Origin of the sequence: Mycobacterium noviomagense (assembly GCF_010731635.1) — a bacterium.
Classification (GTDB): domain Bacteria; phylum Actinomycetota; class Actinomycetes; order Mycobacteriales; family Mycobacteriaceae; genus Mycobacterium; species Mycobacterium noviomagense.
This window is the reverse complement of the sequence record NZ_AP022583.1, coordinates 2,198,056-2,218,830: the sequence shown is the minus strand read 5'-3', so window position 1 is coordinate 2,218,830 and position 20,775 is coordinate 2,198,056. Positions and strand designations below refer to the sequence as shown.

Sequence of the window (20,775 nt, the reverse complement as noted above, 5' to 3'; positions counted from 1 at the left end):
TCAAGGCCGCAGGACGACGCGGATGCAGCCGTCGTGCTTGTTCTTGAACATGTCGTAGGCGCGGACGCCGTCTTCGAGCGGCAGGTCGTGGGTGATCAGCACCGACGGGTCCAGATCGCCCTGCTGCACATAGTCGAAGCACTGCCGGATGTAGCGATGCCCGTGTTGTTGAGCCGTTTTCACGGTCAGCCCTTTGTTGGTGACGACACCCATCGGGAACTTGTCGGTCAGCCCGTAGACACCAAGTACAGCGACGATGCCGCCCTTGCGGCAGGCCAAGATCGCTTGGCGAAGCGCGGTGGCGCGGTCGGTTTGCAGGCGCAGCAGTTGCATGGTGCGGTCGTAGAGCTGCTGCAGGCCGGTGCCGTGTCCTTCCATGCCGACGGCCTCGATGCAGGCATCAGGACCGCGGCCGCCGGTGGCTTCCCGCAGTGTTTCCTGCACGCTGTCCACTGCGGTGTAGTCGACCGTTTCAGCGCCGAGTTTCGCTGCTAGAGAAAGCCTTTCGGGCATGCGGTCGACGATGATCACCCGTTCGGCGCCCCGCAGCAACGCGCTGCGTGCGGCCATCAACCCGACACCGCCCGCTCCCCACACCGCCACGGTGTCGCCCGCGTCGATCTCGCAGAAGTCGGCACCCATGTATCCGGTAGGCACCGCGTCGGACAAGAACAGCGCCTGTTCGTCGGTGACGTCGTCGGGGATGGCAAAGCAGTTGGCGTCGCCGAACGGCACCCGGATGTACTCGGCATGCGAACCCTGGTATCCCCCGAACGGATGGGTGTAGCCGTAGATACCTCCGGTCGGAAAGCCCAGAATCGGTTGCTGCAACTCGGCGTTCGGGTTGGTGGTTTCGCACAGCGAGGTCAGGTCGTGCTGGCAATACCAGCAACGGTTGCAGGCGATGAAGGACGGAACAACGACGCGGTCTCCGACGCGGGTGTCAGTCACCTCGCGGCCCGCATCGACGACTTCGCCCATGAACTCATGGCCGAAAACGTCGCCGGCTCGCATGCCGGGCAGGTATCCGTCGATGAAGTGCAGATCCGACCCACAGGTGGTGGTGAGCCCGACCTTGACGATGACGTCGTGCGGGTTCAACAGCATTGGGTCGTCGACGGTTTCCACCGATAGCTCGTTGACCCCGTTCCAGCACAGCGCTCGCATCGATATTCCTCCTGTAGTCAGCGGCCCGACCGTCGTGCGCTGAGGTTGTATCAGATGGTCGGTATTTCCCCGGTCTGCAGCAGCGCCCGGGCGCGGTACAACAGCTTGTAGGCCATTGCGCCCGACAGCAGCCCGGGCGCAGGGCTTTTGACCCGCAAAGTGACTTCTGTGCCCCGCCCACCCTGTGCCTCGCGGAAATCCAGCACGATCTCGCTGGCGATGCCGTCGTGTCGGCCGGAGTCGACGAAACGCAACCGCCGCTCTTCGGCGACCATCAGGCACTCCCAGCTGATTCCGTCCAGAGGCCCTTTTCTGATCACCACGCGCAGCCGGTCATCGGCACCGGCTTTGACAACGTCGGCCACGCCATCCAGCACCTGTGACAGCTGCTCGGGATCTCGGAAGAAGCGCTGGACGGCGTCGCGGGGGCAGCTGATCGTCAGCGATTGGGACTGCTCACGATGGCCCAACCGGTCGACAACGGTGACGACCGCGTGGCGCAGCTGTTCTTTTGCGGTGTCCAGGGCAGCATCGAAATATCCCACTGGTGGTTCTCCCTATCGCATCCACCGAGCCATACCCGATGGCCTGCTCACCAAACACCCCCAGGCGTGTCGGGCATTACGCTCACGTCGTGTCCACCACCCCGAAGTCGTATCTGGTGCTGGCTTCCCAGCGCAGCGGCAGCACGCTGCTGGTCGAGTCGCTGCGCGCAACCGGAAGTGCCGGCGAGCCCCAGGAGTTCTTTCAGTATCTGCCGAAAACCGGCATGGCGCCGCAGCCACGGGAATGGTTCGCCGACGTCGAAGACGAATCGATCTTGCGGCTGCTGGACCCGCTCGAGCCCGGCACACCGGACACCGCGACGCCGGTTGCCTGGCGCGAGCACATCCGCAGCTCAGGACGCACCCCTAATGGGGTGTGGGGCGGCAAGCTGATGTGGAACCAGACTCCCCTGCTGCTGGAGAGGGCCGCAGGCCTGCCGGACCGCTCCGGCGAAGGACTGCGCTCGGCCATCCGCGACGTCATCGGCAGCGAGCCGGTTTACATCCACGTCTACCGGCCCGACGTGGTGTCGCAGGCGGTGTCGTTCTGGCGGGCGGTACAGACTCAGGTGTGGCGGGGCCGCCCGGACCCGGAGCGAGACAAGCGGGCCGAATACCACGCCGGCGCCATCGGCTACATCGTCACGATGCTGCGCGAGCAGGAGAAGGGCTGGCGCAATTGGTTCGCCGAGGAGAACATCAACCCGATCGATGTGTCGTATCCGGTGCTGTGGCGCAATCTCACCACCATCGTCGGCGACGTCCTCGAGGCGCTCGGCGTCGATCGCCGACTGGCGCCGGAGCCGGTGCTGGAACGCCAAGCCGACCAGCGCTCGGATGAATGGGTGGACCGCTACCGCGAGGAGGCGCAACAAAAAGGGCTTCCGGTGTAGGAACTAGCCGGCGTCATCTCACCCGGGCGACGACGAACACCCGCCGGAATGGGAAGAACGTGCTGCCATCCGGGCGGGGCGGGTATGCGTCGGCAAGCAGGGGGATGAGCTCCCCGCGGAACTGCTCCCACTGCTCGTCGTTGAGGCGATCGCGCACCGGAACCAACGCGGTGCCGGTGATCCAGTCCAGCACCGGGTGCTCACCGGTCAGCTGGTGCAGGTAGGTGGTCTCCCACACGTCGACGGTGCAGCCGGCGTCGATGAGAAGCTCGGCGTATCGAGCGGGCGGCTGGACCGCTGAGCCGATCCGAAATGGAATGTCGCGCAGGGTTTTTGCGAACTTCTCACGCCGAGCAACAGCGCGCACCGCGGCGTGTGACGGGGATTCGAAGTTGCCGGGCATCTGGACGGCGATCCACGAGCCGGGGCCCAGGCGACCGGTCCAGCGGACCATCAGCTCGGCATGCTCGGGCACCCACTGCATGGCGGAATTGCTGACCACCACGTCGGTGTCCCGGTGCGGCTTCCAGTCCCGCAGGTCACCCACGGTTGCATCGAGCCCGCGCTCACGGGCCGCCGCGACCATCTCCGGTGAGCTGTCCAACGCCTCGATCACCGCGTCGGGCCAACGCCGCGGCAGCTGCAGAGTCAGGTTGCCGCCCCCGCAGCCGAGGTCGACGACCCGGCGCGGCCGTTCCGCGGCAACGCGGGAGAGCAGGTCGTAAAACGGGCGGGCACGCTGACTGGCGAAGGCCAGGTATGTGTCGGGATCCCACATCGTGGCCCTCCTGCTCACCGCGGCCGAGCATCGGCTGATATAGACAACCTATTACTGGATGCTTACCAAGCGAGGACAACTAATGCCCCACCAGACCGGCGGATACGGCGTGACCGCGGTTGCCGACGAGGCCGCGCGGGTGCGGCAGGTCTGGTCCGCATTAGGGCTGCCGGGTGTGTTCGACGTGCACACCCATTTCATGCCCACGTCGGTGCTGGACAAGGTGTGGCGCTACTTCGACTCGGCCGGTCCACTGGTCGGGCGTCCCTGGCCGATCGCGTACCGCATCAACGAGTCGCGACGGTTGCAGACGCTGCGGCAGTTCGGAGTGCGTCGGTTTACCGCGCTGGTTTACCCGCACAAGCCGCAGATGGCGTCGTGGCTGAACGAGTGGGCAGCGCAGTTCGCCCGCTACACGCCCGATTGCCTTGCCACGGCGACGTTTTACCCTGAACCCGAGGCCCCTGACTATGTCGAGAAAGCCATCTACGGTGACGTCCGTGTCTTCAAGGCGCATGTCCAGGTCGGCCGCTACGACCCGAATGACCCGCTGCTCGACCAGGTTTGGGGGCTCATCGAGGACGCCGGCGTACCGGTCGTCATCCACTGTGGGTCCGGCCCAGCGCCGGGCGAGCACACCGGGCCTGAGCCCATCCATCGCCTGCTTGGCCGGTATCCGAGACTGCGGTTGATCGTCGCGCACATGGGAATGCCGGAATACTCCGAGTTTCTCGACATCTGCGAGCGCTATCCGGAGGTCCGGCTGGACACCACGATGGTGTTCACCCCTTTCGCCGAAGAAATTATGCCGTTTCCGCCGGCGCAGCTAGATCGGTTGCCGCAGTTCGGTGATCGCATCCTGTTCGGCAGCGACTTTCCGAACATTCCCTACGGCTACTCCGAGGCGATGCGGTCGATTATCCGGTTGCCTGGTATCGACGACGACTGGCTGCGTGGCGTGTTCTACGAGAACGCCGCGCGGCTGTTCGACTGCCTGTAAACGGGGCGTTACGTAGCCCTGTGCCGGTTGCTCTGCAGTGAGGCAAATGGTGGGCCTAGGAACCGTTGCAGCATTTGGTGCTCGAGGTCGGGATCTGAAGGGGGCCAGCACCATAGCGCGAGCACTACGCGGATGAGCCATTGCGCGGCGACGGGATCGGCGGTGGCCGAACCGATCATTTCTTTGGCAAGCCCAATGATGAGCGGCGACGTGGTGATCCATTGATCGGCGTCTGGATCGTGGATTGCGCGCCCCATCACTTGCGCTAATGGCTCAGCGCGGATGTGTTGGAGTGCAATGGCAGACGCGGTGACTACGCGTTCAGAGCCGGTCAGGCCGTCGATGGCTTCACGCACGTTGGCGAGGATGCGCGATGCGAGACGCAAGGTCACAGCATCACGGATCACCGCTTTGCCTCCGGCGTGGCGGTAGATGGTGGCCGGCGAACAGTGGACTTTGCGGGCCAGTGCCTCGATCGTGAAGGCGTCAAATCCGTGACGGGCGATTAGCTCAGCGGCGGCGCTATAGATGCGCTCGGCGGCCGCAGCAGCGCGGTCTTGTCCGATCAGCCAGTCCTCGCGGCTCATGCAGAAATCGCTCTCCGGATATGGGCGCCATAAGCTTTGTCGGGATTTTCGCACGGTGAGAAGCTTTCGGGTCAATGTTTCGCGGTGATCTGCAGCTCAATGGGGCTCGCTGAGAATTTACGAGCCCTTGTTTCGATCCGGGCTTGTCAGGTTCGCCCCGCGGCGTTGACCGCGCGCCGGGCCGGGGTTCAGCCTGAACCTATGCCCGCTGTCCTCGCCGAGGCCGCCGAGTTCTTCGGTCCCACCGCCCTGCAAGATCCCTACCCGCTCTATGCGCGTATGCATGCCGCTGGGCCGGTGCACCGGGTAGGCGAGTCTGAGTTCTACCTGGTTGCCGGCTGGGACGCGGTGCTCGAAGTTCTTGCGCGCGTGGATGATTTCTCGTCGAACCTGACCGCGACGATGGTGTACGGCGATGACGGAACGGCGAGCCCGTTCACGATGGCGCCGCTTGGCGATCCGTCGCACGCTTTGGCGACCGCCGATGACCCAGTGCATGCGCTGCACCGCAAGCTGCTGATCCCACATCTGGCGGCTAAACGGCTGCGCGCGATTGAGTCGTTCGTCGCCGAGACCGCCGACCGACTCTGGGCTGAGAACGCCCGCTGCGGACGTATCGAGTGGATGAGCAGTATCGCCAATCGATTGCCGATGATGGTTGTCGCGCGGTTGATCGGAGTTCCCGCCGAGGATGTCGACCGACTCACCCAATGGGCTTATGCGACCACCACCCTGCTGGACGGGGTTGTCGCTGCCGAGCAGCTCGGCGCCGCGACTGCGGCCGCAATGGAACTCGGGGGCTACGTCGTCGAACATTTCGAGAAGGCTTCCACGCAACCGCCGCAGACACTGCTGTCGGATCTTGCGAGCCGCTGTGCGGCGGGAGATCTCGAGCAGTTGCCCGCGCTCGGGATCATGCTCACGCTGTTCAGCGCCGGCGGCGAGTCCACCGCCTCGCTACTCGGTAGCGCGGCCTGGATCCTTGCGAGCCGCGCGGACATCCAGCGCCAAGTTCGAGACCGGCCGGCACTCTTAGAGCCATTCATCGAAGAGGTTTTGCGTTACGAGCCGCCGTTCCGCGGCCACTACCGGCATGTCCGTCGCGACACCACCCTTGCCGGTTTCGCGCTGCCGGCCGATGCACACCTGTTGCTTCTCTGGGGTGCCGCCAACCGAGACCCGGCCCAGTTCGACGGGCCGGACGAATTCCGGCTTGATCGGCCCGCCACCAAGAACCATTTGGCCTTCGGCAAAGGTGTCCACTTCTGCGTCGGCGCCGCGCTGGCCCGACTGGAGGCGCGCGTTGTTCTTGCGAACCTGCTGAAGCGGACAACGTGGATTGAGGTCGACGACGTCGGCGAGTGGCTGCCCAGCATTCTGGTCCGCCGTCTTCGCCATCTTTGCCTAATCGCATACTGAGGATCCTTCCACTGACGACCGTCATTGACATCCGTCAGTCTGATTCTGTAGCGTAGCCGACGTGGCGGCAACAACATCGACCACCAAGCCTGATTCGCCGCGTAGCGGCATGCGTGAGAACCAGCGGCTGCAGACGCGGGCGCGGGTGTTCGAGGCCACGGTGGCCGAAATCGGCCGGTCTGGGTTGGCGGGCGCAGATGTCGCGGCAATCGCCGCAGCGGCCGGCGTGTCGCGTGGCACGTTTTATTTCCACTTCCCGACCAAAGAGCACGTGCTGGTCGAGTTGGAGCGGGCCGAGGAGACCAACATCGTGGCCAGCCTCGAAAAGGCCAAACCCGGCGACCTGATGTCGCTGCTGACGCTGCTGGTGCGGCACGTGCTCGCCGCCGAACGGCGATTAGGCCCAGTTGTGTTCAGAGACATGCTGGGGCTGCACTTTTCGGCGACCCGGCCGGTCGAGGACGAGCTGGTTGAGCATCCGCTCGCAGAGTTCCTCATTGCCGCGATCGCCGACGCGCAGGCAGCCGGGCGAGTGTCGCAACACGCGGACGCCGCGGAACTCGCGGTCATCTTCCTTACCGGGCTGTTCGCGCTGCTGGCCACTGGTCGTGCCGCACCGCGGAAGCGCAATGCGCTGCTCGACCGGTATGTCGAGACAATTGTTCAAGGAATCGAGGACTGATGAACGCCTTGGGTATTGAGGGTTACCGCACCTATCTGGCGCAGCGCGACGGCGATGCCGATCTGCTGCATCGACGCCTTACCGGCCGGGAGCGATTCTTCGGAGCGTTGGAGGCCGAACCAGTTCGCTCAGCCCGTGTCATTGACCGGGATGTGTTCGTGCGCAACCTGCACCGCCGCCGGCCCGAACCGGATCTGGACCGGCCGATGCTGTTTGTCTTGGCCACCGCCAAGCTGAATCAGGCCGAACGGTTCGGGGTGGGCCTGGGCGAGACCTACGGAAACAACAGCGGCGACGACGCGCCGCCGGAGCGGGTGTACATGGAGCTCGAGGAGCACTACCACACCCGCCTATTGGCCTATGTACTCGACATTTTTGGTCTGCCGTTCCACATCGTCCCGCCGCCACTGGTCATGCGCCAGTTCGTCAAGACTGCTGTATTCCTTCCGGAGAGAATCGGATTCGCGTTCGTAGGCGCCGCCGAGATGGCCGGTTGCATTATGTTCGACGAATTACGCCGCGTCGGCGTCGAACTGTTCGCCGACGAACCCGACGTGACCGCGCGGATCGAGCAACTCTACAACGAGATTCTGACCGACGAGATCGGCCACGTCGGCTACTGTGCAGCGCGCTGCACCCCGGTGGAACGGGCACTCATGCGCTGGCTCTACCCACGGATCGGACGGCTAGTCGCTCGCCAAACCGCCGAGATCAGCCGCCTCGTCGACCCGAAGGAGCTTCACGCGCGGCTTGACCGGCCGTTTGATGTCGCGGACCTGGCCGCCGGACTGCCAAACGAGACGTTCCTTGCCGCACACCCTTGAGCCCTAACGGCATTCGCTGGCGTGCGGCATAGCGCGCCACTGCGGCCCTATTCGGGTTCAAAATGCGGCTGCGTGCCGCGGCCTCGACGGCGCCGGACCGGCCGTGCTGGACCAGCGCAGCCTTTCCAGGAGGCTGACGGGCACGTCGGTGTGGCCGTCGAGGCGCCTGGTGGATACCGGGTCGAGCGCCATCAGCGCGGGCCAGTGGTTGCCGTTCTGCGCTGTGAGCCCCGGCAGCGGCGAGCTACCGCTGGGCTTGCCCTCGGTGCGGAAGGCGCAGGCGACGCCCAGCGTGGGCCGGTCTTTGGTGCCGCTGATCTCCAGCGCCGTCCAGGTCTCACGTGTGGCGTGCGAGCGGATGGCCGCCAGCATGTCGGGCAGCGCCGAATCGACGTTAACCCGATAGGCCGCAACGTATTCCGTGTGGCGATCGCGGACACCCCGCCAGCCTTCCCGCGCTGAGCGGCTGAACAGCCGCGGAATGTCGTCGGCTGCGGCGGTGCTGACTGTCCATCCCTGCTCGCGCAGGTGGTCGGCGAGCCGGCGCACCGCGACCTCAGTGGTCTCGGCCAAGGGAATCTGCGACGAACGGGCTTGCAGGGCCGCCAGGTTGTCGACCGCCGACACCGTCATCCCGATCCAGGTGTCCCGCTGCGGCACGCCCGTGTCAGCTCCGGTGTCGCGGCTGGTGATGCGCACCGTGTCGGCGCGAATGCCGTAGCGGTCCAGGTATGCGGCGAGCAGCGGAATGGGAAGCGAGTCAACGCTTTCCGTCGACGGCCTGACGTGCAGCAGTGCGGTGGCCCGCACATCGATGCCCGGTTCGCGGTCCGGCCGCAGCCCGCTGTTGCGGCTGATCATCGCCACCCGGCGACGCAGGATCGTGGTGACGTAGACCCCACCCCACCGGCCCAGTACCAGGATCGCCACCGCGGCGGCGACGCCGAGCACCCAACGGTCGCGCACCGACTGCCACGGGTACGCCAAGGCGGCGGACGCGACGGCCAGCAACACCAGCATGACGCGTCCAGTGCCCGGCCAGACGGTCGATCGGCGCAGGCTCACGGGGTGGGCTCCTTTCGTCGGCGCGCGGCTATCGCGGCGACAACTGCGACGGCCAGCGCGAGGACCGCGGTGCCGGCAAAGGCGACGATCCGCGGGGTGGGGTCTTTGGGTGCCGGTTCCGGCGGTGCGGAGAGCTGCTTGACCGCCGGTGCTTGCGCGTCGCTGGTGGCCGGCAGCTCCCAGGTCAGTGCGGCGACCGGGTCCACGGTGCCGGCGCCGACGACATTGGAGGGCGCCCTGGCCCCCTTGTGCGCGGTTGCGGTGATGCGTTGCATCACTTGCGTCGCGGTCAGTTGCGGGTACTTGCTGCGTACCAGCGCCGCGACGCCCGCCACGTAGCCGGCGGCGTAGCTCGTGCCGTTGAGCGGAATCAACTGTTGCTTCTCGTTGGGCAGCGCGTTCGCCAAGCCGCCGTCGTCGCGGTTGCTCACCGACACGATGTTCTCGCCGGGTGCGGCAATTCCGACCCACGGGCCCGCCATGGTGAACTTCGACGGTTGCGCCTCCGGCGTCAGCGACGCCACCGAGAGCACGTAGGGCTGCCACCACGACGGGATCGACACCGACGTAACACCGGACCAGTTGCGCGGGTCGTCGGGGCGGCTCAGGTCAGTGAGCGGGTTGGACTCGCACGTGGTTCCGCCCAACGAACCCGTCGCCCCGGTGTTGCCGGCCGCAGCCACTATCACAGCGTCTTTGTCCACCGCCGCATAGCGGATCGCCGCGCCGAGCTGTGTCTGGTCGACGCCGCGGTCGGCCGGCAGGCAGGTCACCGTGGAGATCGCGATCACCCGGGCGCCGCGGTCGGCGGCATGCACGATTGCCCGGGCCATCGCAGCCACGTCGGCCGACGCCTGGGCCAGCGTCGGGTCGCCGCCCGGCATCTTCGGCATGAACTTGCCGGACGCGGCCCGCAGCGCCAGCACCCGCGCAGCGGGCGCCACACCGGAGAACCCGTCGTCGCCGGGCTGGCCGGCAACGATGCCGGCCACCAGTGTTCCGTGCCCGTCGCAGTCGGTCAGCCCGTCGGTTGTCTCCAGATAGTCTCCGCCGGGGTCGACGTTGGGCAGCCGCGGCCCAGGCCGCACCCCGGTGTCGATGATCGCCACCACTTGGCCCTCGCCCCGCGAAAGCCGCCAGGCCGCAGGGAGATTCAGCATTGTCTGGTTGGGTGTGGTGACGGCGGGGTCGGTGCCCGGCATGATGGCGGAGGCGCTGCACTCGGCGCGCCGCTCGATCGGCTGCACCGGCCCCGGCGCGCCGTCCGGCGGCTTGGCGCCGGGGTCGACGACGGGCGGCGTGATCGCCAGCGCTGACGGACAGGTCCACATCACCGCGGCCAAACCCGCAGTGAGACAGGCCAATCCAAAGCGTGTCATCGATTGAGCACCCAGCCGAAGAGGCCGACCAGATACGCCATGACCGGAATCAGCGAGCCGTCGAGACCTGACGCGGCAAAGCTCACCAGCCGCCGCAGCGGCAGTGAGTAGCTGTCCGGTGAGGCGATCGGCGGATTCAGGGCAACCACCACCAACACCAACACCAGTGCGGCAAGTACTCCGGCCGCGGACAATGCCGGGACGTAGCGTCCGGTCGCGGTGTAGAGCGCCAGCAGCACCGAGCTCACCAGATACGGCTCGGCCAGCAGCCACGCCTTGCAGGCGGCCGAATCCCAGACCCGGGCGCGCAGCGCGGTGGCCGCCGCGGTGGCCGCGACGACATACCAGCCCAACACCGGCACCGCCTCCGGGTGCAGCGCGATCGCTACCGAACCCAGCACGCTGATCAGCACCGCGGCGGCGATGAAGCCGCTCTGGTGGGCGTCGCTGATACGCACCCGCCGGGGCAGGTCTTCCAAGAGGTGCACCGACGGCGCCGACGGTGTGGGGTCCCCCGGCGCGGGGATGACCGGCAGCGGGAAGCGCGCACACAACGCCGACAATTGAGCGGCCTCGACGGTGACCAGCAGCGCGACCACGATCAATCCGCATCCGATGCTCAACAGCGGGAGCTGCCAGAGCAATTCGGCGCCGGCGGCCAGCAGCACCGCAATCCCCAATACCGTGGTGGCGGTGAAAGGTCCGACCGCCCGTTCCCGTTCGCGCGCGGGCAGGATCAGGCTGATCAATGACCACGCGGCGACTCCGGCCGCGCCCAGCATCACCTGGGCCGGCCCGAAAGCGCCGGGTACCGCCAATGCCAGCACGGCGGCGATCGGCACCAGTGCGGCGATCGACAGCGCGACGCCGGTGCGCGGCGACCGCGCCCTGCTCACCAGACCGGCCAGCGCAGTCAGCACCGCGATCGCGCCGAGCGCGAACAGCCCCACCGGCGCCTTGGTGACGACGCGGTGGGTGACCGCTAGCCCGGTCGCCGCCAGAATCGCAACGATGACCGCGGCCAGTGCCCCGCGCTGGATATGGGTGATGCCCCATGGTTTGAACCGGGAGGCGGAGAAGATCACCGCGGCGTCGGCGATGTCCTCGACGATGCCGGGTGCGGCCGGTCCGGTGGGCACCGGCTGCAATGCGAGCAAGTCGCCGTCGACGACCCCGACCGTGTCCAAGCTGGCGTCCAGGCTGAACGGCGCCCCACCGATCGGTGCGAGGCTGAGCCGAGTCGGTGTCGCCGCCGCGTCGGCGTCGCCATCGGGAGCCACCAAACGCTGGACCGCGGGCAGGATTTCGCGCAACGGCAGTTCCGCGGGCAGGGCCATTTCCGTCAGCCGGCTTTCGGCGAGGACGGCGACCCGCACGATCGGCATCACAGCGCTCGACATCACCGGGTCCTCAGACGTTGGTGGGACATGTCTTCTCTTTCTCTCTTTGTAGGCCAGCGCTAAGGCGACTGGCTGGTGAAATCTCGGGACAGCCGCAGGCCCGGAAACCAATGGCCGCCAGGTAATTCCGACATCAACTGCTCGAGCGCGACGGCGATCGCAAACGGTGTCCCGGGCCGAAACGTCGATACCCATTCGCCGTCGAAGGCCCTTGACGGGCTGACCAGCACCCGGCCTGCCGTACTGTCGACGACGCTCATCCCGACCTCGGTGGTGGTGTGCTGGCCGTCGTGGCGGCAGCCGGCAACCACCTCGACATAGCTGCGCGGCCCCGTGAACACCGACTCGACCACCGGACGTGCGGACTCCGGAATACCCAGGTAGTCAAGGACTTCGGAAAGCGGTGCGCCGCCGCGCAGCCGCTCGTCGGCGCGGGCGCCGACCCGGGCCGGAAGGCTGAACTCATCGAACCGCGCCGGCGGCCGCTGCGCCAGGCCTACAGCGAGGACCGGGACCAGCGCCCGCGGGTCGTCGATTTTCATCGACGTGAACGTGACCAGCTGCGCGTTCCGCAGCACGACCACGGTCCGCTCGTCTCGCCGCGCGACGATTCCGCGCAGCATCTGGTCGCTGCCGCTGGCGAGGGACCGCCCCACATAGCGCAGGTCGAGCCACCGTTCCGGGAAGCACACCACCCGAATCCAATCGGCCACCGCCGGGTTGACGACGCCATCCGGCGACATCAGGCCCATCCGCTTCAGCTCGGCGGTCTGCCGATCCATGAACGCCCCTCGCTGGGCAGCGTCGTAGTACGGCGCGGTGATCGCGAGCACCCATGGAAACGTCCCGGCGCCAACGATTTCCGCGATGCACCACGCCTGCTCGACGGTCAGCTCGACGGCGTTGGGCTCAGCGTCCATCTAGGTTGCAGAGCTCACCCGGGTCAGCCGCCCCATTTGGCGGCTTCGGCTTGGTCGCGCGCCAGCATCGAGGTGGTGTTGGTCTCGTGGGTGCCGGCCATCGCCCGATACGACAGCACCAGTTGCTCCATGGCCTGGTTCCACTGCGCCTGCCAAGCCTGATACGTCATCCCGGTGTCACCTTGCCAGGCGCTCGACAACGCCGCCTGCTCACTGGCGATGTCGGAGCCCAGCGCCTGCAGCGTGCCCGCATAACCGGCCATATCGGCGGAATGAGCCAGCATGGCCGGGTAGTTGTACATGATCTGCGACATCACAAACCCTTTCGCTCAAGTGTTGACAGCTCAGAAACCGGTGTAGGTGGACGCGGCCGCGGCATCGGCGGCGGTGTAGGTGCCCGCCGCATCACCGAGGTTGGCCTGGGCGATATCCAGCAGCGTGTTGATCTTGGCCGCTACCGCCACAAACCGGGCGTGGGCTGCCTGAAACGCCGCGGCGGACTCGCCCACGTGAAACGCCTGCGCCGACATCGCTTCCTGCTCGGCTTGGCCGATCGTCGAGCGCATCAACGCCGCCTTGGCGCTAAACGCCGACTGCGCCGCCACCAACTGCGGAATATGAGCATCCAACATACTCATGGATTTCCCTTTCTCTTTGACTGTTTACCTTGTCCTGCAATGCTTTTCGTCAGGTGCGTTCTCCCCCCTCCCCATCGGGGGGTCCGTCGTGCTCCCAGCTGCCCGGCATCATCGGCATCCGAGGACCCTCACCGAAATCGTCACTGGCCAGCGTCGTCAACCCCACGGCCTCGGCAACGCTGTCCTTGTGCACAGTGCCGGCGAAGCCCAGCGGTCCCGCACCCGTATCGGAGGCCGCCGACGCGGCGACGGGCTCCTGCTGCGGTGGTCCCCAGTCGGGGTCGACGTCAACATCCATGTCCATGAACGCATCGCCGTGCCCGCGCTGCTTCGCGCGACGACGGCGCCGGGCGCGGGCCTCCTCGCGGCTCGGCACACGTGCCGCCGCTGCTGCCGCGGGCACAACGGAACCCGGCGTCTTGGCTCCCTCGCGGTCGTGCAGGGTCGGCCCGCCCTCGGCGTCCGGGTCGATACCGCCGACCACGTAGCCGAATCCAGCGGCAGCTGCTGGCGCTGCGGTGCCCGCGGGGGCAGCCGGCGTCGATGCCGGCGCAGACGTCGAGATCGCTGCCGGGCTCGCCACCGTCGGGGCCAGCGCCACCACTGGCGAGACGGTCGCGGACGGCTGGGCGGCCGGTGTCACCGGAGCGGCTCCCACGGCGCCGGGGATGTCGACGGCCTCGACCGGCGGGGTCAGCGACTGCAGGTAGTTGATGCCCAGCCCGAGGATGATGGGCAATGCCACCGCCAGTGCAAGCATGGGCCCGTAGGTCGCTATCGGCGAAATCACTTCGTAGGCAGCGAAAGCACCGACGAAGAACAGGAATGGTCCGTAGGCGATCAGCGCCGCCAACGGATTCGCCGCGAAGGCGCTCAGCATCTGCTGCAGGCTGCCCAGCGGGTTTCGCAGAAATTGCAGCAACTGCGACCAGATATCCGACAGGTTCAGCGACGTCCCGGACTGGACGGCCTGGGCGTGGGCGCCGGTCTGCGCCGCGGTGGCCATCGCGTTGCCGGCCTCGCCGACACCGGGTTGGACCACCATCGGCGCCGGCGTGGTGCGCGGCGCCGACGCCAACGCCACGCCGGAGGCAGCCTGATAGGTGGCCATCGTGGTGGCTGCCTGTATCCACATCCGCACGTAGTCGGCCTCGTTGAGGGCGATCGGAATCGTGTTGATGCCAAAGAAATTGGTCGCCACCAACACCGCATGGATCGCGTGGTTGGCGGCCAGCTCCCCCAAGGTGGGCATTGCAGCCAACGCCGTGGTGTAGGCCGCCACCGCGGTCTCATGCTGGGCGGCCACGCCCGCACTGTTGAGGCTAGCCTGGGTCAGCCACGCCAGATACGGCATGTGGGCGGCCACATACTGTGCCGCGGTGGGCCCTTCCCACGAGCTCTGGGCCTGAGTCACGAGGGCACTGAGTTCGCTTGCTGCCGAGGCGTATTCGGCGCTCAGCGACGACCACGCTCCCGCCGCCGCCAACAACGAACCCGGGCCCGGTCCGGCGCTTAGCAACGCCGAATGCACCTCCGGCGGCGAAGCCATCCAGATCGGTGCGGTCATGGTCAGGAGCCGGCGACCATATACGTCGACGCCGCGGCCGCATCGCCGGTGGCGTAACTGACGCCGGACTCGCCGACACCCACACCAGCGCGACCCAGTTCTTCGACACCCTGGGCGGCCACCGCAGCGTGCTCGCTGCCCTGCGCGCTGAACCCAACCGCGGTCTGCAGTGAAACCGGGTCGGCCGCGGGCGGCATCACTGCCGTGATCAGCGGGGCCGCACCGGCATGCGCGGCCGCCAACCGGGCCGTCAGCGCCTCGACCGCTGCACTGGTGGCGGCCAGGCCTTCGGGAACCACTCGTAGCGTCATGACAACTTCTCCTTCCGGTTAAATCTCACCGACCGTCAACGGTCACGCTTTCGTCGACGAGCGGGTTGACCAACTGCACATACGTCGGAACATCGGTGTCGCCCAACAGGATCGCCCGCCCGGCCGGCAGTCGGCCGAACCGCTGTCCGCGGATCTTGCCGCCGTCTTGCGGATTGCCCGACAACATCAGCGTGGTCGCCTGTAGCTCGTTGAGCCGGCGCAGCAGCGGGCTGGTCATCAACGCGTGCGCCGACCCGGTGGCGCGTGCGGTGACGATCACCCGCAACCCCAGGTCGCTGGCCTGTGACAGCAGCCCGATGAGGCTGGTCCACGGCCGCTGGCCGACGAATGCGCCGCTCATCGCCGGGGTGTCGGGTATCTGGTCGACGTCGTCGATGATCAGGTAATGGGTGTGGCCTTGGTAGTTCCAATTGGTCAGCTGCGCCGCAGACATGCCTGCCGGCGGCCGCCGCGACTCGATGAGCGCTGAAAGGCCGAGCATCACCGGCAGGACCCGGTCCACGTTGACGGTGTACTCGTTGTCGGGGAATAACGGTTCGTCGACAAGATGCAGCCGGCGGTCCACCACCGTGAACGCGACCTGATCCGGGGTGGAGTGGTCGCGGACGGTGCGAATGATGTGGCGCAGCAGCGTGGTCTTGCCGGACTTGGTGTCGCCCAACACCATCAGCAGCGGGTTGTCGGCGAAGTTGAGCTCGACCGGTGCGAGGTCTTCCTCGCGCTGACCGATGACCACCCGCTCCGGGCCCGGGTAGATGTTCCCAACGGCGTTCGGCGGCAGGTTCGTCGGCAACAACCGCACCGGTGGCGCGCTTACGCCGGTGTAGCGGGCGTTGATCTCGGCGATCTGGTCGAGGTCGGGTTCGGCGAACAGGAAGTGCTCGGCGGCCATGGTGAGACCTCGGCCCGGCTGATCGGGCGGCACCGCCTCGGCCGGGCGGCGCAGGGCCCCGACGACACGCACGTTGCTGTCGCGCGCGTCGTGCAGCTTGAGCTCGAGGCGCAGGCCCAGACCGTCGCGCATGGCCAGCGGCACCTCGAGCCAGCTCGGGGTGGTGATGACCACGTGGATGCCGTAGGCCAACCCGATGTTGACCAGCTCGGTGACTTTGGCCAGCAACGGGTTTCGGGTGTTGAACTGGTCGGTGTTGTCGCGGCCGAACGCGTAGATGTTGTCGATGACCAGGAACACCTCGCCGTACCCGTCGTCCATGCCGGAGGAGCCGTTGCCGCGCCGATGCCGGAAGACCTCCCGCCGCTGACGAGCCAGCAGCAGCTGCTCGAGTTCACCGAAGGTGCGCCGGATGCGTTCGGGTTCCAGCGGCGAGGCCACGCTGCCGACATGGGCGAGGTCTTCGAGCGCGCGCAGCTGGCCGCCGCCGTAGTCCAGGCAGTAGAACGTCACCTCGCGCGGCGAGTGCAGGTTGGCGGCCGACAGGATGAACGTCTGCAACGCAGTGGACTTGCCGGATTTCGGACCGCCGTGGATGACCATGTTCCCGGCCGACGACAATGCGTCGAAAACCAGCGGGTCACGGCGCATCTCGAAGGGCTTGTCGATCTCGCCCAGTGGCCAGCGCCATTGCCGTGGCGGTATGGCGGCCCGGGCCAGCACTGTGTGCAACGGAATGGAGTCGTCCAGCGGTGGCAGCCACAGCTCCGGCGCGCGCGGCCCGTAGCGGGCCAACTGCTCGCCGATGGTGGCGATCAGCTTGCGCGGCGGACCGCTCGGCTCCTCCTCGTCGCTTCCAGCGAGCACCGTCTCCGGGTCCGGCTCCACCCGCCCCGCGGTGAACAGCTTCGGTTCCGGAGCCGATTGCACCACAACGGTTTTCGTGGGCCGGGGCGGTTCGTAGATGCCGTCGACGTAGGTGCTGCGAAACTTGATCGGCGCGGCGCCGGGAGCGGGCACCAGGAAGCCCACGCCCTTGTGCTCCTTGCCCGATTCGATGTGGTAGGCGTCCTCCACGCCGATGATTTGCCGCGACACCGCCGGGCTGGCCACCTTCAAACCGATCCGGTACGAGGTGTTCTTGTCGATGTCCTTGATCCTGCCCACGTCCAGCGTCTGCGAGGCGAACAAGATGTGGATGCGGAACGAGCGGCCTTTGCGGGCCACGTAGTCGAAAAGCTCGGCATATTCGGGATGGTCGGCAAGCATCAGGGTGAACTCGTCGGCGACCACGAACAGCGTTGGGATCGGGGCCAGGTCATATCCGGCCGCAATCGCGTTCTCGTATTCAGTGACCGAGTTGAATGCGCTGCCCTGAACCCGCCGTCCGGCCTCACGCAGCAGCACCTCGCGGCGGGCCACCTCGCCGCGCAGCGTGTCGGCGAACCGGTCGGCCAGCGACTTCTTTTCGGCCATGTTCGAGATGACTGCGACGACCTGGGGGAAATTGCGGAAGCTGTCAGCGCCGGCCTCGCCCTTGAAGTCGGCGTAGATGACGATGAGCCGGTCGGCCGAGTGAGTTGTCAACAGCGACAACAGGATCGACATCAGTGTCTGCGACTTGCCGGAGCCGGTCATCCCGATCATCAGCCCGTGCGGGCCCATCCCGCCTTCGGCTTCGTCTTTGAGGTCGAAGATCAGCGGCTCGCCGGTGGCGGTGACACCGATCGGGACCCGCAGTTCCTCCTCCCGGGGCCGCGGCGCCCACAGCGCGGGAACGTCGAGCCGGGAAGCGTCAGGGATGCCCAGCAGGGTGGTGAAGGTGGCGCCCCGGGTGGCCGCAGAGCGCAGGCCGGCATGGGTAGGGTTGGAGTCCCAGCGGGATAGCTGGCGGGCCAAGTGGTTGGCTTCGTCGGCGTCGAGCTGGTCGGCGGTGTCGATGTAGCGCTGCCAGCCGCCGGTCTGCCAACGCTCGATGCGTCCCTTCGTGATCCGCAGAATCGGGCGCTCGGGATCTGGATACTGCTCGCGGTGCGGCGGTGTCGCCGAGCGCTGGATGACGGTCACGCCGGCCCGCGCGGCCGAAAGCGGCGAGGCGTTCAGCTCGTAGTCCGGGCCGTCGACGACAATCAGCAAGTGACGCAACGCTTCCGACGAGCCGCCGGTGAACGCCGGGCGATCCGCGAGCGCCGGGCCCAGCAGCCTGGACAACTCGTCGGGGTTGCCCGTCAGGTACCGGGCCGGGCCGACACCGTCGAGCTGGCCGGGGATGTCGGTGTGCGGCAACCACTTCAGCCACGACCAGTCCGTTGCTTCTAAATCTGGTGTGGCCAAAGCGACACCGAGCACCGTCGGGTCGTGCCACGTCACCGCCTGGGCGATCCAGGCCCGCAATGCGGCGCGCACCTCGTCGGCCTCGCCCAGCACGGTGATTCGTGAGACCTTGGCCAAGTCGATGCCCACCGGCACGTCGCGCACCGTGCGCTGGGTGTCCAGCAGGCTACGTAACGCGCTGTGGCACACCGGTTCCAGGTCGATCTCGTCGGCGATGTCGTTGACCCGCACGGATGTGGCCAGGGGCACCGTGTGCCGGCCGGCGCGCACCACCAGGAAGTCGGAGTCGTTCGGGTCGCGCTCCCATTGCCGGCGTGAGCCGGGGATGCTCGCCAACTCCGTCGGGTCGGGGTGCGACCATTCGGCTGCCATGCGCTGCTCGGCGGCTTGGCTGCGGATGTTGTCGCGGACCACCGATAGGTAACGCAGGTAGTCGGCGCGTTCGGCGTCGACTTCCTCGGTGCGCGTCTTGTTGCCGGTGCCGCGATACAGCGCGGTCGCGGCCAGCAGTAGCACGAACGGGAAGAACAGTGTCTGTGGGGAGATCACCCGCATCCCGGTGGCGAACAGCGCGACGATCATCCCGACGATCAGCATCACGATCACGACAGGCAGCGCGCGGCGCAGCAGCGACGGCGGGATCACCCGCGGCAGTTCCGGCGGCGCCTCGATGGTGATGGTGCCCTTGCGGGTCACCGGGGGTGGCAGCCGTCGGCGGGCCTCGAAAATCAGGCGGCTCATCGGGTCTCCTGTTGAGCTGAAGCTTGGCGGCTGCGTCGGGTGTCGGGCGGCAGGCCGTCGTGGGCCAGCAACGCGTCAGCACGGGACAGCGTCGGCCCCGCTGCGAACAGCGAAAGCGCCGACCACGGGATCGGAACGGGCGGCGGTGTCAAGCCAAGTGCCTCAACGGCTTTGGAGTGTCCGCTGGACCCGGCTTCATTGTCGATCCCGTATCGGACACCGGTGTCGGCGATCCAGGACAGCGAGCCGGCCGGTGGTGATGTCGCGTCTTGACCGACGGTCTGCGTGAAGTATCCGCGACCTGGGGTCAGCGCGACACGCGCCGCGGTCCCGCCCGCGCCGGCGCTGACGAGTTCCACGGCGCGCGTGGTGTCGGGCACCGGCAGCGCCGAGCCGGACAGCAACTTCAGCGAGCTGGTGGCGGCTCCGGCCGGCTTGCTCCAGTACGCGCAGGTGACCGGGGAGCGCGCGGCGTCGACCAGGCTTAGCCGCTGGTCGGGGTAACGGGAGGTGTCCAGCATCCGCGAAACCGGCAGGCGGGCAACCTGATCAGCGCCCAGCCGCGGCGGCTGGTCCAAGCCGTAGGAGTTGGTGTTGCGCAGGATCGCGGCGAGCACCGGTGAGATTGGCTGCAATCCGTCGGGCAGCACCGCGTAGTACAACGTGCTGTTGTCCGCGGCGTAAGCGACGACCACGGCCCCCACCGGCGCGGGCAGGGACAGCGGGAAATGCGGTGGGCTGCCCGCGTCCGGGATGGTCGGCGGCGTCAAGGCCGGCGCCTCAGGAACCGCGTTGAACAGACCCTGCCCGATCGGCCGTGCGGCGGGGACCTCTGTACCGAGGCCCAAGGCGTTGATGACGGCATGGTCGGCCAGATCGATCCGGCTGCGTTTGCCATCCCACAGCAGCCAGGTGCCGGCGCCCCTGTCACTGGGGAAGTCGACCAGCTCCGCCTGCCCAGCGGGCAGCGCGGCCGCCCGCGCCCCGCTGGTGTCCAGCGGTCCGCCGATCACCGTGACACCGGTGCTGTGTGCGGCGTGACCGATTCCGCTGATCGCATCACACACCGTCCATTCGGCGTTCTGCGAGGTGTCTTGCACCATCCGTTCCGGGGCGCCGGGAATACCAATCAGGTTGCCGCGCGGAAACTTGTCCAGCTCACTGCTTCTCACGGTGGTGGGGTTGACCGGTCGGCCGGCGATCAGCCGCGCCGAGGTCAAGTTGAGCACCGGGTGCAGCTGGTCACCGACTCGCACATACAGCGCGGCAGTGGACCGGTCGGCCAGCACCGGATTGGTGCCCGCCGACCCGCCGGGCCGAATCAGCGAGAACACGAAGCACCCGATCAAACCGGTCACCAGGATGAGCGCGCCCATCAACACCGCGCGTGACTGGGTGCGCAACGGGTCGACAAGCATCCTGGTGTCGTGCAGCGCGACGCCAGAAGCGATGCGGCGCATGACAAATCGCCACCCGGTTACCTGGTGACGGGTAACGAAGCCGCGGCGATACACCACCTTGTCGGGGTTGTCGTTGACCGGGGTTCGCGACGTGAACGAGCGACGTGCCTCTCCCCATTCGCCGTCGGGCTCATTCATTGGCGCCGCTCCTC

The 20,775-nt window shown here is 67.2% G+C and carries 19 protein-coding genes; 5 read left to right on the top strand and 14 right to left on the bottom strand.

The window, feature by feature from the left end; all coding sequences use genetic code 11:
• Both G6N15_RS10180 and G6N15_RS10175 read right to left on the bottom strand, forming a co-directional pair.
• The gene (locus tag G6N15_RS10180; protein WP_083089482.1) at window positions 1-1,167 is read right to left on the bottom strand and encodes a zinc-dependent alcohol dehydrogenase; all 1,167 of its coding nucleotides are present in this window, start codon (window positions 1,165-1,167) and stop codon (window positions 1-3) included.
• 50 nt (window positions 1,168-1,217) lie between these two features.
• Window positions 1,218-1,712 (bottom strand): SRPBCC domain-containing protein, encoded by a 495-nt coding sequence (locus tag G6N15_RS10175; RefSeq protein ID WP_139797995.1) that lies wholly within the window; start codon window positions 1,710-1,712, stop codon window positions 1,218-1,220.
• Between the two features lie 89 nt (window positions 1,713-1,801).
• Between G6N15_RS10175 and stf0 the strand changes: the two genes are divergently transcribed.
• Window positions 1,802-2,605, top strand: coding sequence for a trehalose 2-sulfotransferase (gene stf0 / locus G6N15_RS10170; RefSeq protein WP_083089484.1), 804 nt, complete (start codon window positions 1,802-1,804; stop codon window positions 2,603-2,605).
• A 13-nt stretch (window positions 2,606-2,618) separates the two neighbouring features.
• Here the strand turns inward: stf0 and G6N15_RS10165 are convergent, their stop codons facing one another.
• Window positions 2,619-3,383 (bottom strand): trans-aconitate 2-methyltransferase, encoded by a 765-nt coding sequence (locus G6N15_RS10165; protein ID WP_083089487.1) that lies wholly within the window; start codon window positions 3,381-3,383, stop codon window positions 2,619-2,621.
• A gap of 82 nt (window positions 3,384-3,465) precedes the next feature.
• Here G6N15_RS10165 and G6N15_RS10160 point away from each other — a divergent pair, with 82 nt between their 5' ends.
• Window positions 3,466-4,383, top strand: coding sequence for an amidohydrolase family protein (locus G6N15_RS10160; RefSeq protein ID WP_083089489.1), 918 nt, complete (start codon window positions 3,466-3,468; stop codon window positions 4,381-4,383).
• A gap of 8 nt (window positions 4,384-4,391) precedes the next feature.
• On the opposite strand, the gene G6N15_RS10155 is transcribed toward G6N15_RS10160, so the two are convergent.
• Entirely contained in the window at window positions 4,392-4,970 is a 579-nt protein-coding gene (locus G6N15_RS10155) for a TetR/AcrR family transcriptional regulator (RefSeq protein ID WP_083089491.1), read from the bottom strand.
• A gap of 201 nt (window positions 4,971-5,171) precedes the next feature.
• Between G6N15_RS10155 and G6N15_RS10150 the strand changes: the two genes are divergently transcribed.
• The 3 genes from G6N15_RS10150 (at window position 5,172) to G6N15_RS10140 (ending at window position 7,895) form a co-directional block, all read left to right on the top strand.
• Window positions 5,172-6,389: a cytochrome P450 gene (locus G6N15_RS10150; RefSeq protein WP_083089493.1), complete on the top strand. Its 1,218-nt coding sequence runs from the start codon at window positions 5,172-5,174 to the stop codon at window positions 6,387-6,389.
• Between the two features lie 61 nt (window positions 6,390-6,450).
• Complete coding sequence (locus G6N15_RS10145; RefSeq protein ID WP_083089495.1) at window positions 6,451-7,071, top strand: TetR family transcriptional regulator; 621 nt, start codon at window positions 6,451-6,453, stop codon at window positions 7,069-7,071.
• The gene (locus G6N15_RS10140; protein WP_083089496.1) at window positions 7,071-7,895 is read left to right on the top strand and encodes a hypothetical protein; all 825 of its coding nucleotides are present in this window, start codon (window positions 7,071-7,073) and stop codon (window positions 7,893-7,895) included. The genes G6N15_RS10145 and G6N15_RS10140 overlap by 1 nt, the downstream gene beginning before the upstream one ends.
• Window positions 7,896-7,952: 57 nt before the next feature.
• On the opposite strand, the gene eccE is transcribed toward G6N15_RS10140, so the two are convergent.
• Genes eccE through eccB form a run of 10 tightly spaced genes read right to left on the bottom strand, consistent with a single transcriptional unit; the run spans window position 7,953 to window position 20,761 of the window.
• Window positions 7,953-8,915 (bottom strand): type VII secretion protein EccE, encoded by a 963-nt coding sequence (gene eccE / locus G6N15_RS10135; RefSeq protein WP_083089498.1) that lies wholly within the window; start codon window positions 8,913-8,915, stop codon window positions 7,953-7,955.
• 41 nt (window positions 8,916-8,956) lie between these two features.
• On the bottom strand, window positions 8,957-10,339 hold the full coding sequence (gene mycP / locus G6N15_RS10130) for a type VII secretion-associated serine protease mycosin (protein ID WP_083089500.1): 1,383 nt from the start codon (window positions 10,337-10,339) through the stop codon (window positions 8,957-8,959).
• Complete coding sequence (eccD, locus tag G6N15_RS10125; RefSeq protein WP_139797998.1) at window positions 10,336-11,739, bottom strand: type VII secretion integral membrane protein EccD; 1,404 nt, start codon at window positions 11,737-11,739, stop codon at window positions 10,336-10,338. The genes mycP and eccD overlap by 4 nt, the downstream gene beginning before the upstream one ends.
• 59 nt (window positions 11,740-11,798) lie before the next feature.
• Window positions 11,799-12,659 carry an ESX secretion-associated protein EspG gene (locus tag G6N15_RS10120; protein WP_083089504.1) on the bottom strand — a complete coding sequence of 287 codons (861 nt, stop codon included), beginning with the start codon at window positions 12,657-12,659 and terminating at the stop codon, window positions 11,799-11,801.
• 23 nt (window positions 12,660-12,682) lie between these two features.
• On the bottom strand, window positions 12,683-12,973 hold the full coding sequence (locus G6N15_RS10115; protein WP_083089506.1) for a WXG100 family type VII secretion target: 291 nt from the start codon (window positions 12,971-12,973) through the stop codon (window positions 12,683-12,685).
• Window positions 12,974-13,003: 30 nt separating this feature from the next.
• Entirely contained in the window at window positions 13,004-13,297 is a 294-nt protein-coding gene (gene esxG, locus G6N15_RS10110) for a type VII secretion system protein EsxG (RefSeq protein ID WP_083089508.1), read from the bottom strand.
• A gap of 49 nt (window positions 13,298-13,346) precedes the next feature.
• Window positions 13,347-14,864 carry a PPE family protein gene (locus tag G6N15_RS10105; protein ID WP_083089510.1) on the bottom strand — a complete coding sequence of 506 codons (1,518 nt, stop codon included), beginning with the start codon at window positions 14,862-14,864 and terminating at the stop codon, window positions 13,347-13,349.
• A 2-nt stretch (window positions 14,865-14,866) separates the two neighbouring features.
• Window positions 14,867-15,175, bottom strand: a complete 309-nt coding sequence (locus G6N15_RS10100; protein ID WP_083089513.1) for a PE family protein — start codon at window positions 15,173-15,175, stop codon at window positions 14,867-14,869.
• A 25-nt stretch (window positions 15,176-15,200) separates the two neighbouring features.
• Entirely contained in the window at window positions 15,201-19,163 is a 3,963-nt protein-coding gene (eccCa, locus tag G6N15_RS10095) for a type VII secretion protein EccCa (RefSeq protein ID WP_083089516.1), read from the bottom strand.
• Entirely contained in the window at window positions 19,160-20,761 is a 1,602-nt protein-coding gene (gene eccB / locus G6N15_RS10090) for a type VII secretion protein EccB (protein ID WP_083089518.1), read from the bottom strand. Before eccB ends, eccCa begins: the two co-directional genes overlap by 4 nt.
• Window positions 20,762-20,775: the final 14 nt, after the last annotated feature.

Excerpts from the sequence above, each read along its gene's own strand:
- G6N15_RS10180 (WP_083089482.1), bottom strand. The coding sequence starts at position 1,167 with ATGCGAGCGCTGTGCTGGAACGGGGTCAACGAGCTATCGGTGGAAACC.
- G6N15_RS10165 (WP_083089487.1), bottom strand. The coding sequence starts at position 3,383 with ATGTGGGATCCCGACACATACCTGGCCTTCGCCAGTCAGCGTGCCCGC.
- G6N15_RS10160 (WP_083089489.1), top strand. The coding sequence starts at position 3,466 with ATGCCCCACCAGACCGGCGGATACGGCGTGACCGCGGTTGCCGACGAG.
- G6N15_RS10155 (WP_083089491.1), bottom strand. The coding sequence starts at position 4,970 with ATGAGCCGCGAGGACTGGCTGATCGGACAAGACCGCGCTGCTGCGGCC.
- G6N15_RS10150 (WP_083089493.1), top strand. The coding sequence starts at position 5,172 with ATGCCCGCTGTCCTCGCCGAGGCCGCCGAGTTCTTCGGTCCCACCGCC.
- G6N15_RS10140 (WP_083089496.1), top strand. The coding sequence starts at position 7,071 with ATGAACGCCTTGGGTATTGAGGGTTACCGCACCTATCTGGCGCAGCGC.
- eccE (WP_083089498.1), bottom strand. The coding sequence starts at position 8,915 with ATGCTGGTGTTGCTGGCCGTCGCGTCCGCCGCCTTGGCGTACCCGTGG.
- mycP (WP_083089500.1), bottom strand. The coding sequence starts at position 10,339 with ATGACACGCTTTGGATTGGCCTGTCTCACTGCGGGTTTGGCCGCGGTG.
- eccD (WP_139797998.1), bottom strand. The coding sequence starts at position 11,739 with ATGTCGAGCGCTGTGATGCCGATCGTGCGGGTCGCCGTCCTCGCCGAA.
- G6N15_RS10120 (WP_083089504.1), bottom strand. The coding sequence starts at position 12,659 with ATGGACGCTGAGCCCAACGCCGTCGAGCTGACCGTCGAGCAGGCGTGG.
- G6N15_RS10115 (WP_083089506.1), bottom strand. The coding sequence starts at position 12,973 with ATGTCGCAGATCATGTACAACTACCCGGCCATGCTGGCTCATTCCGCC.
- esxG (WP_083089508.1), bottom strand. The coding sequence starts at position 13,297 with ATGAGTATGTTGGATGCTCATATTCCGCAGTTGGTGGCGGCGCAGTCG.
- G6N15_RS10105 (WP_083089510.1), bottom strand. The coding sequence starts at position 14,864 with ATGACCGCACCGATCTGGATGGCTTCGCCGCCGGAGGTGCATTCGGCG.
- G6N15_RS10100 (WP_083089513.1), bottom strand. The coding sequence starts at position 15,175 with ATGACGCTACGAGTGGTTCCCGAAGGCCTGGCCGCCACCAGTGCAGCG.
- eccCa (WP_083089516.1), bottom strand. The coding sequence starts at position 19,163 with ATGAGCCGCCTGATTTTCGAGGCCCGCCGACGGCTGCCACCCCCGGTG.
- eccB (WP_083089518.1), bottom strand. The coding sequence starts at position 20,761 with ATGAATGAGCCCGACGGCGAATGGGGAGAGGCACGTCGCTCGTTCACG.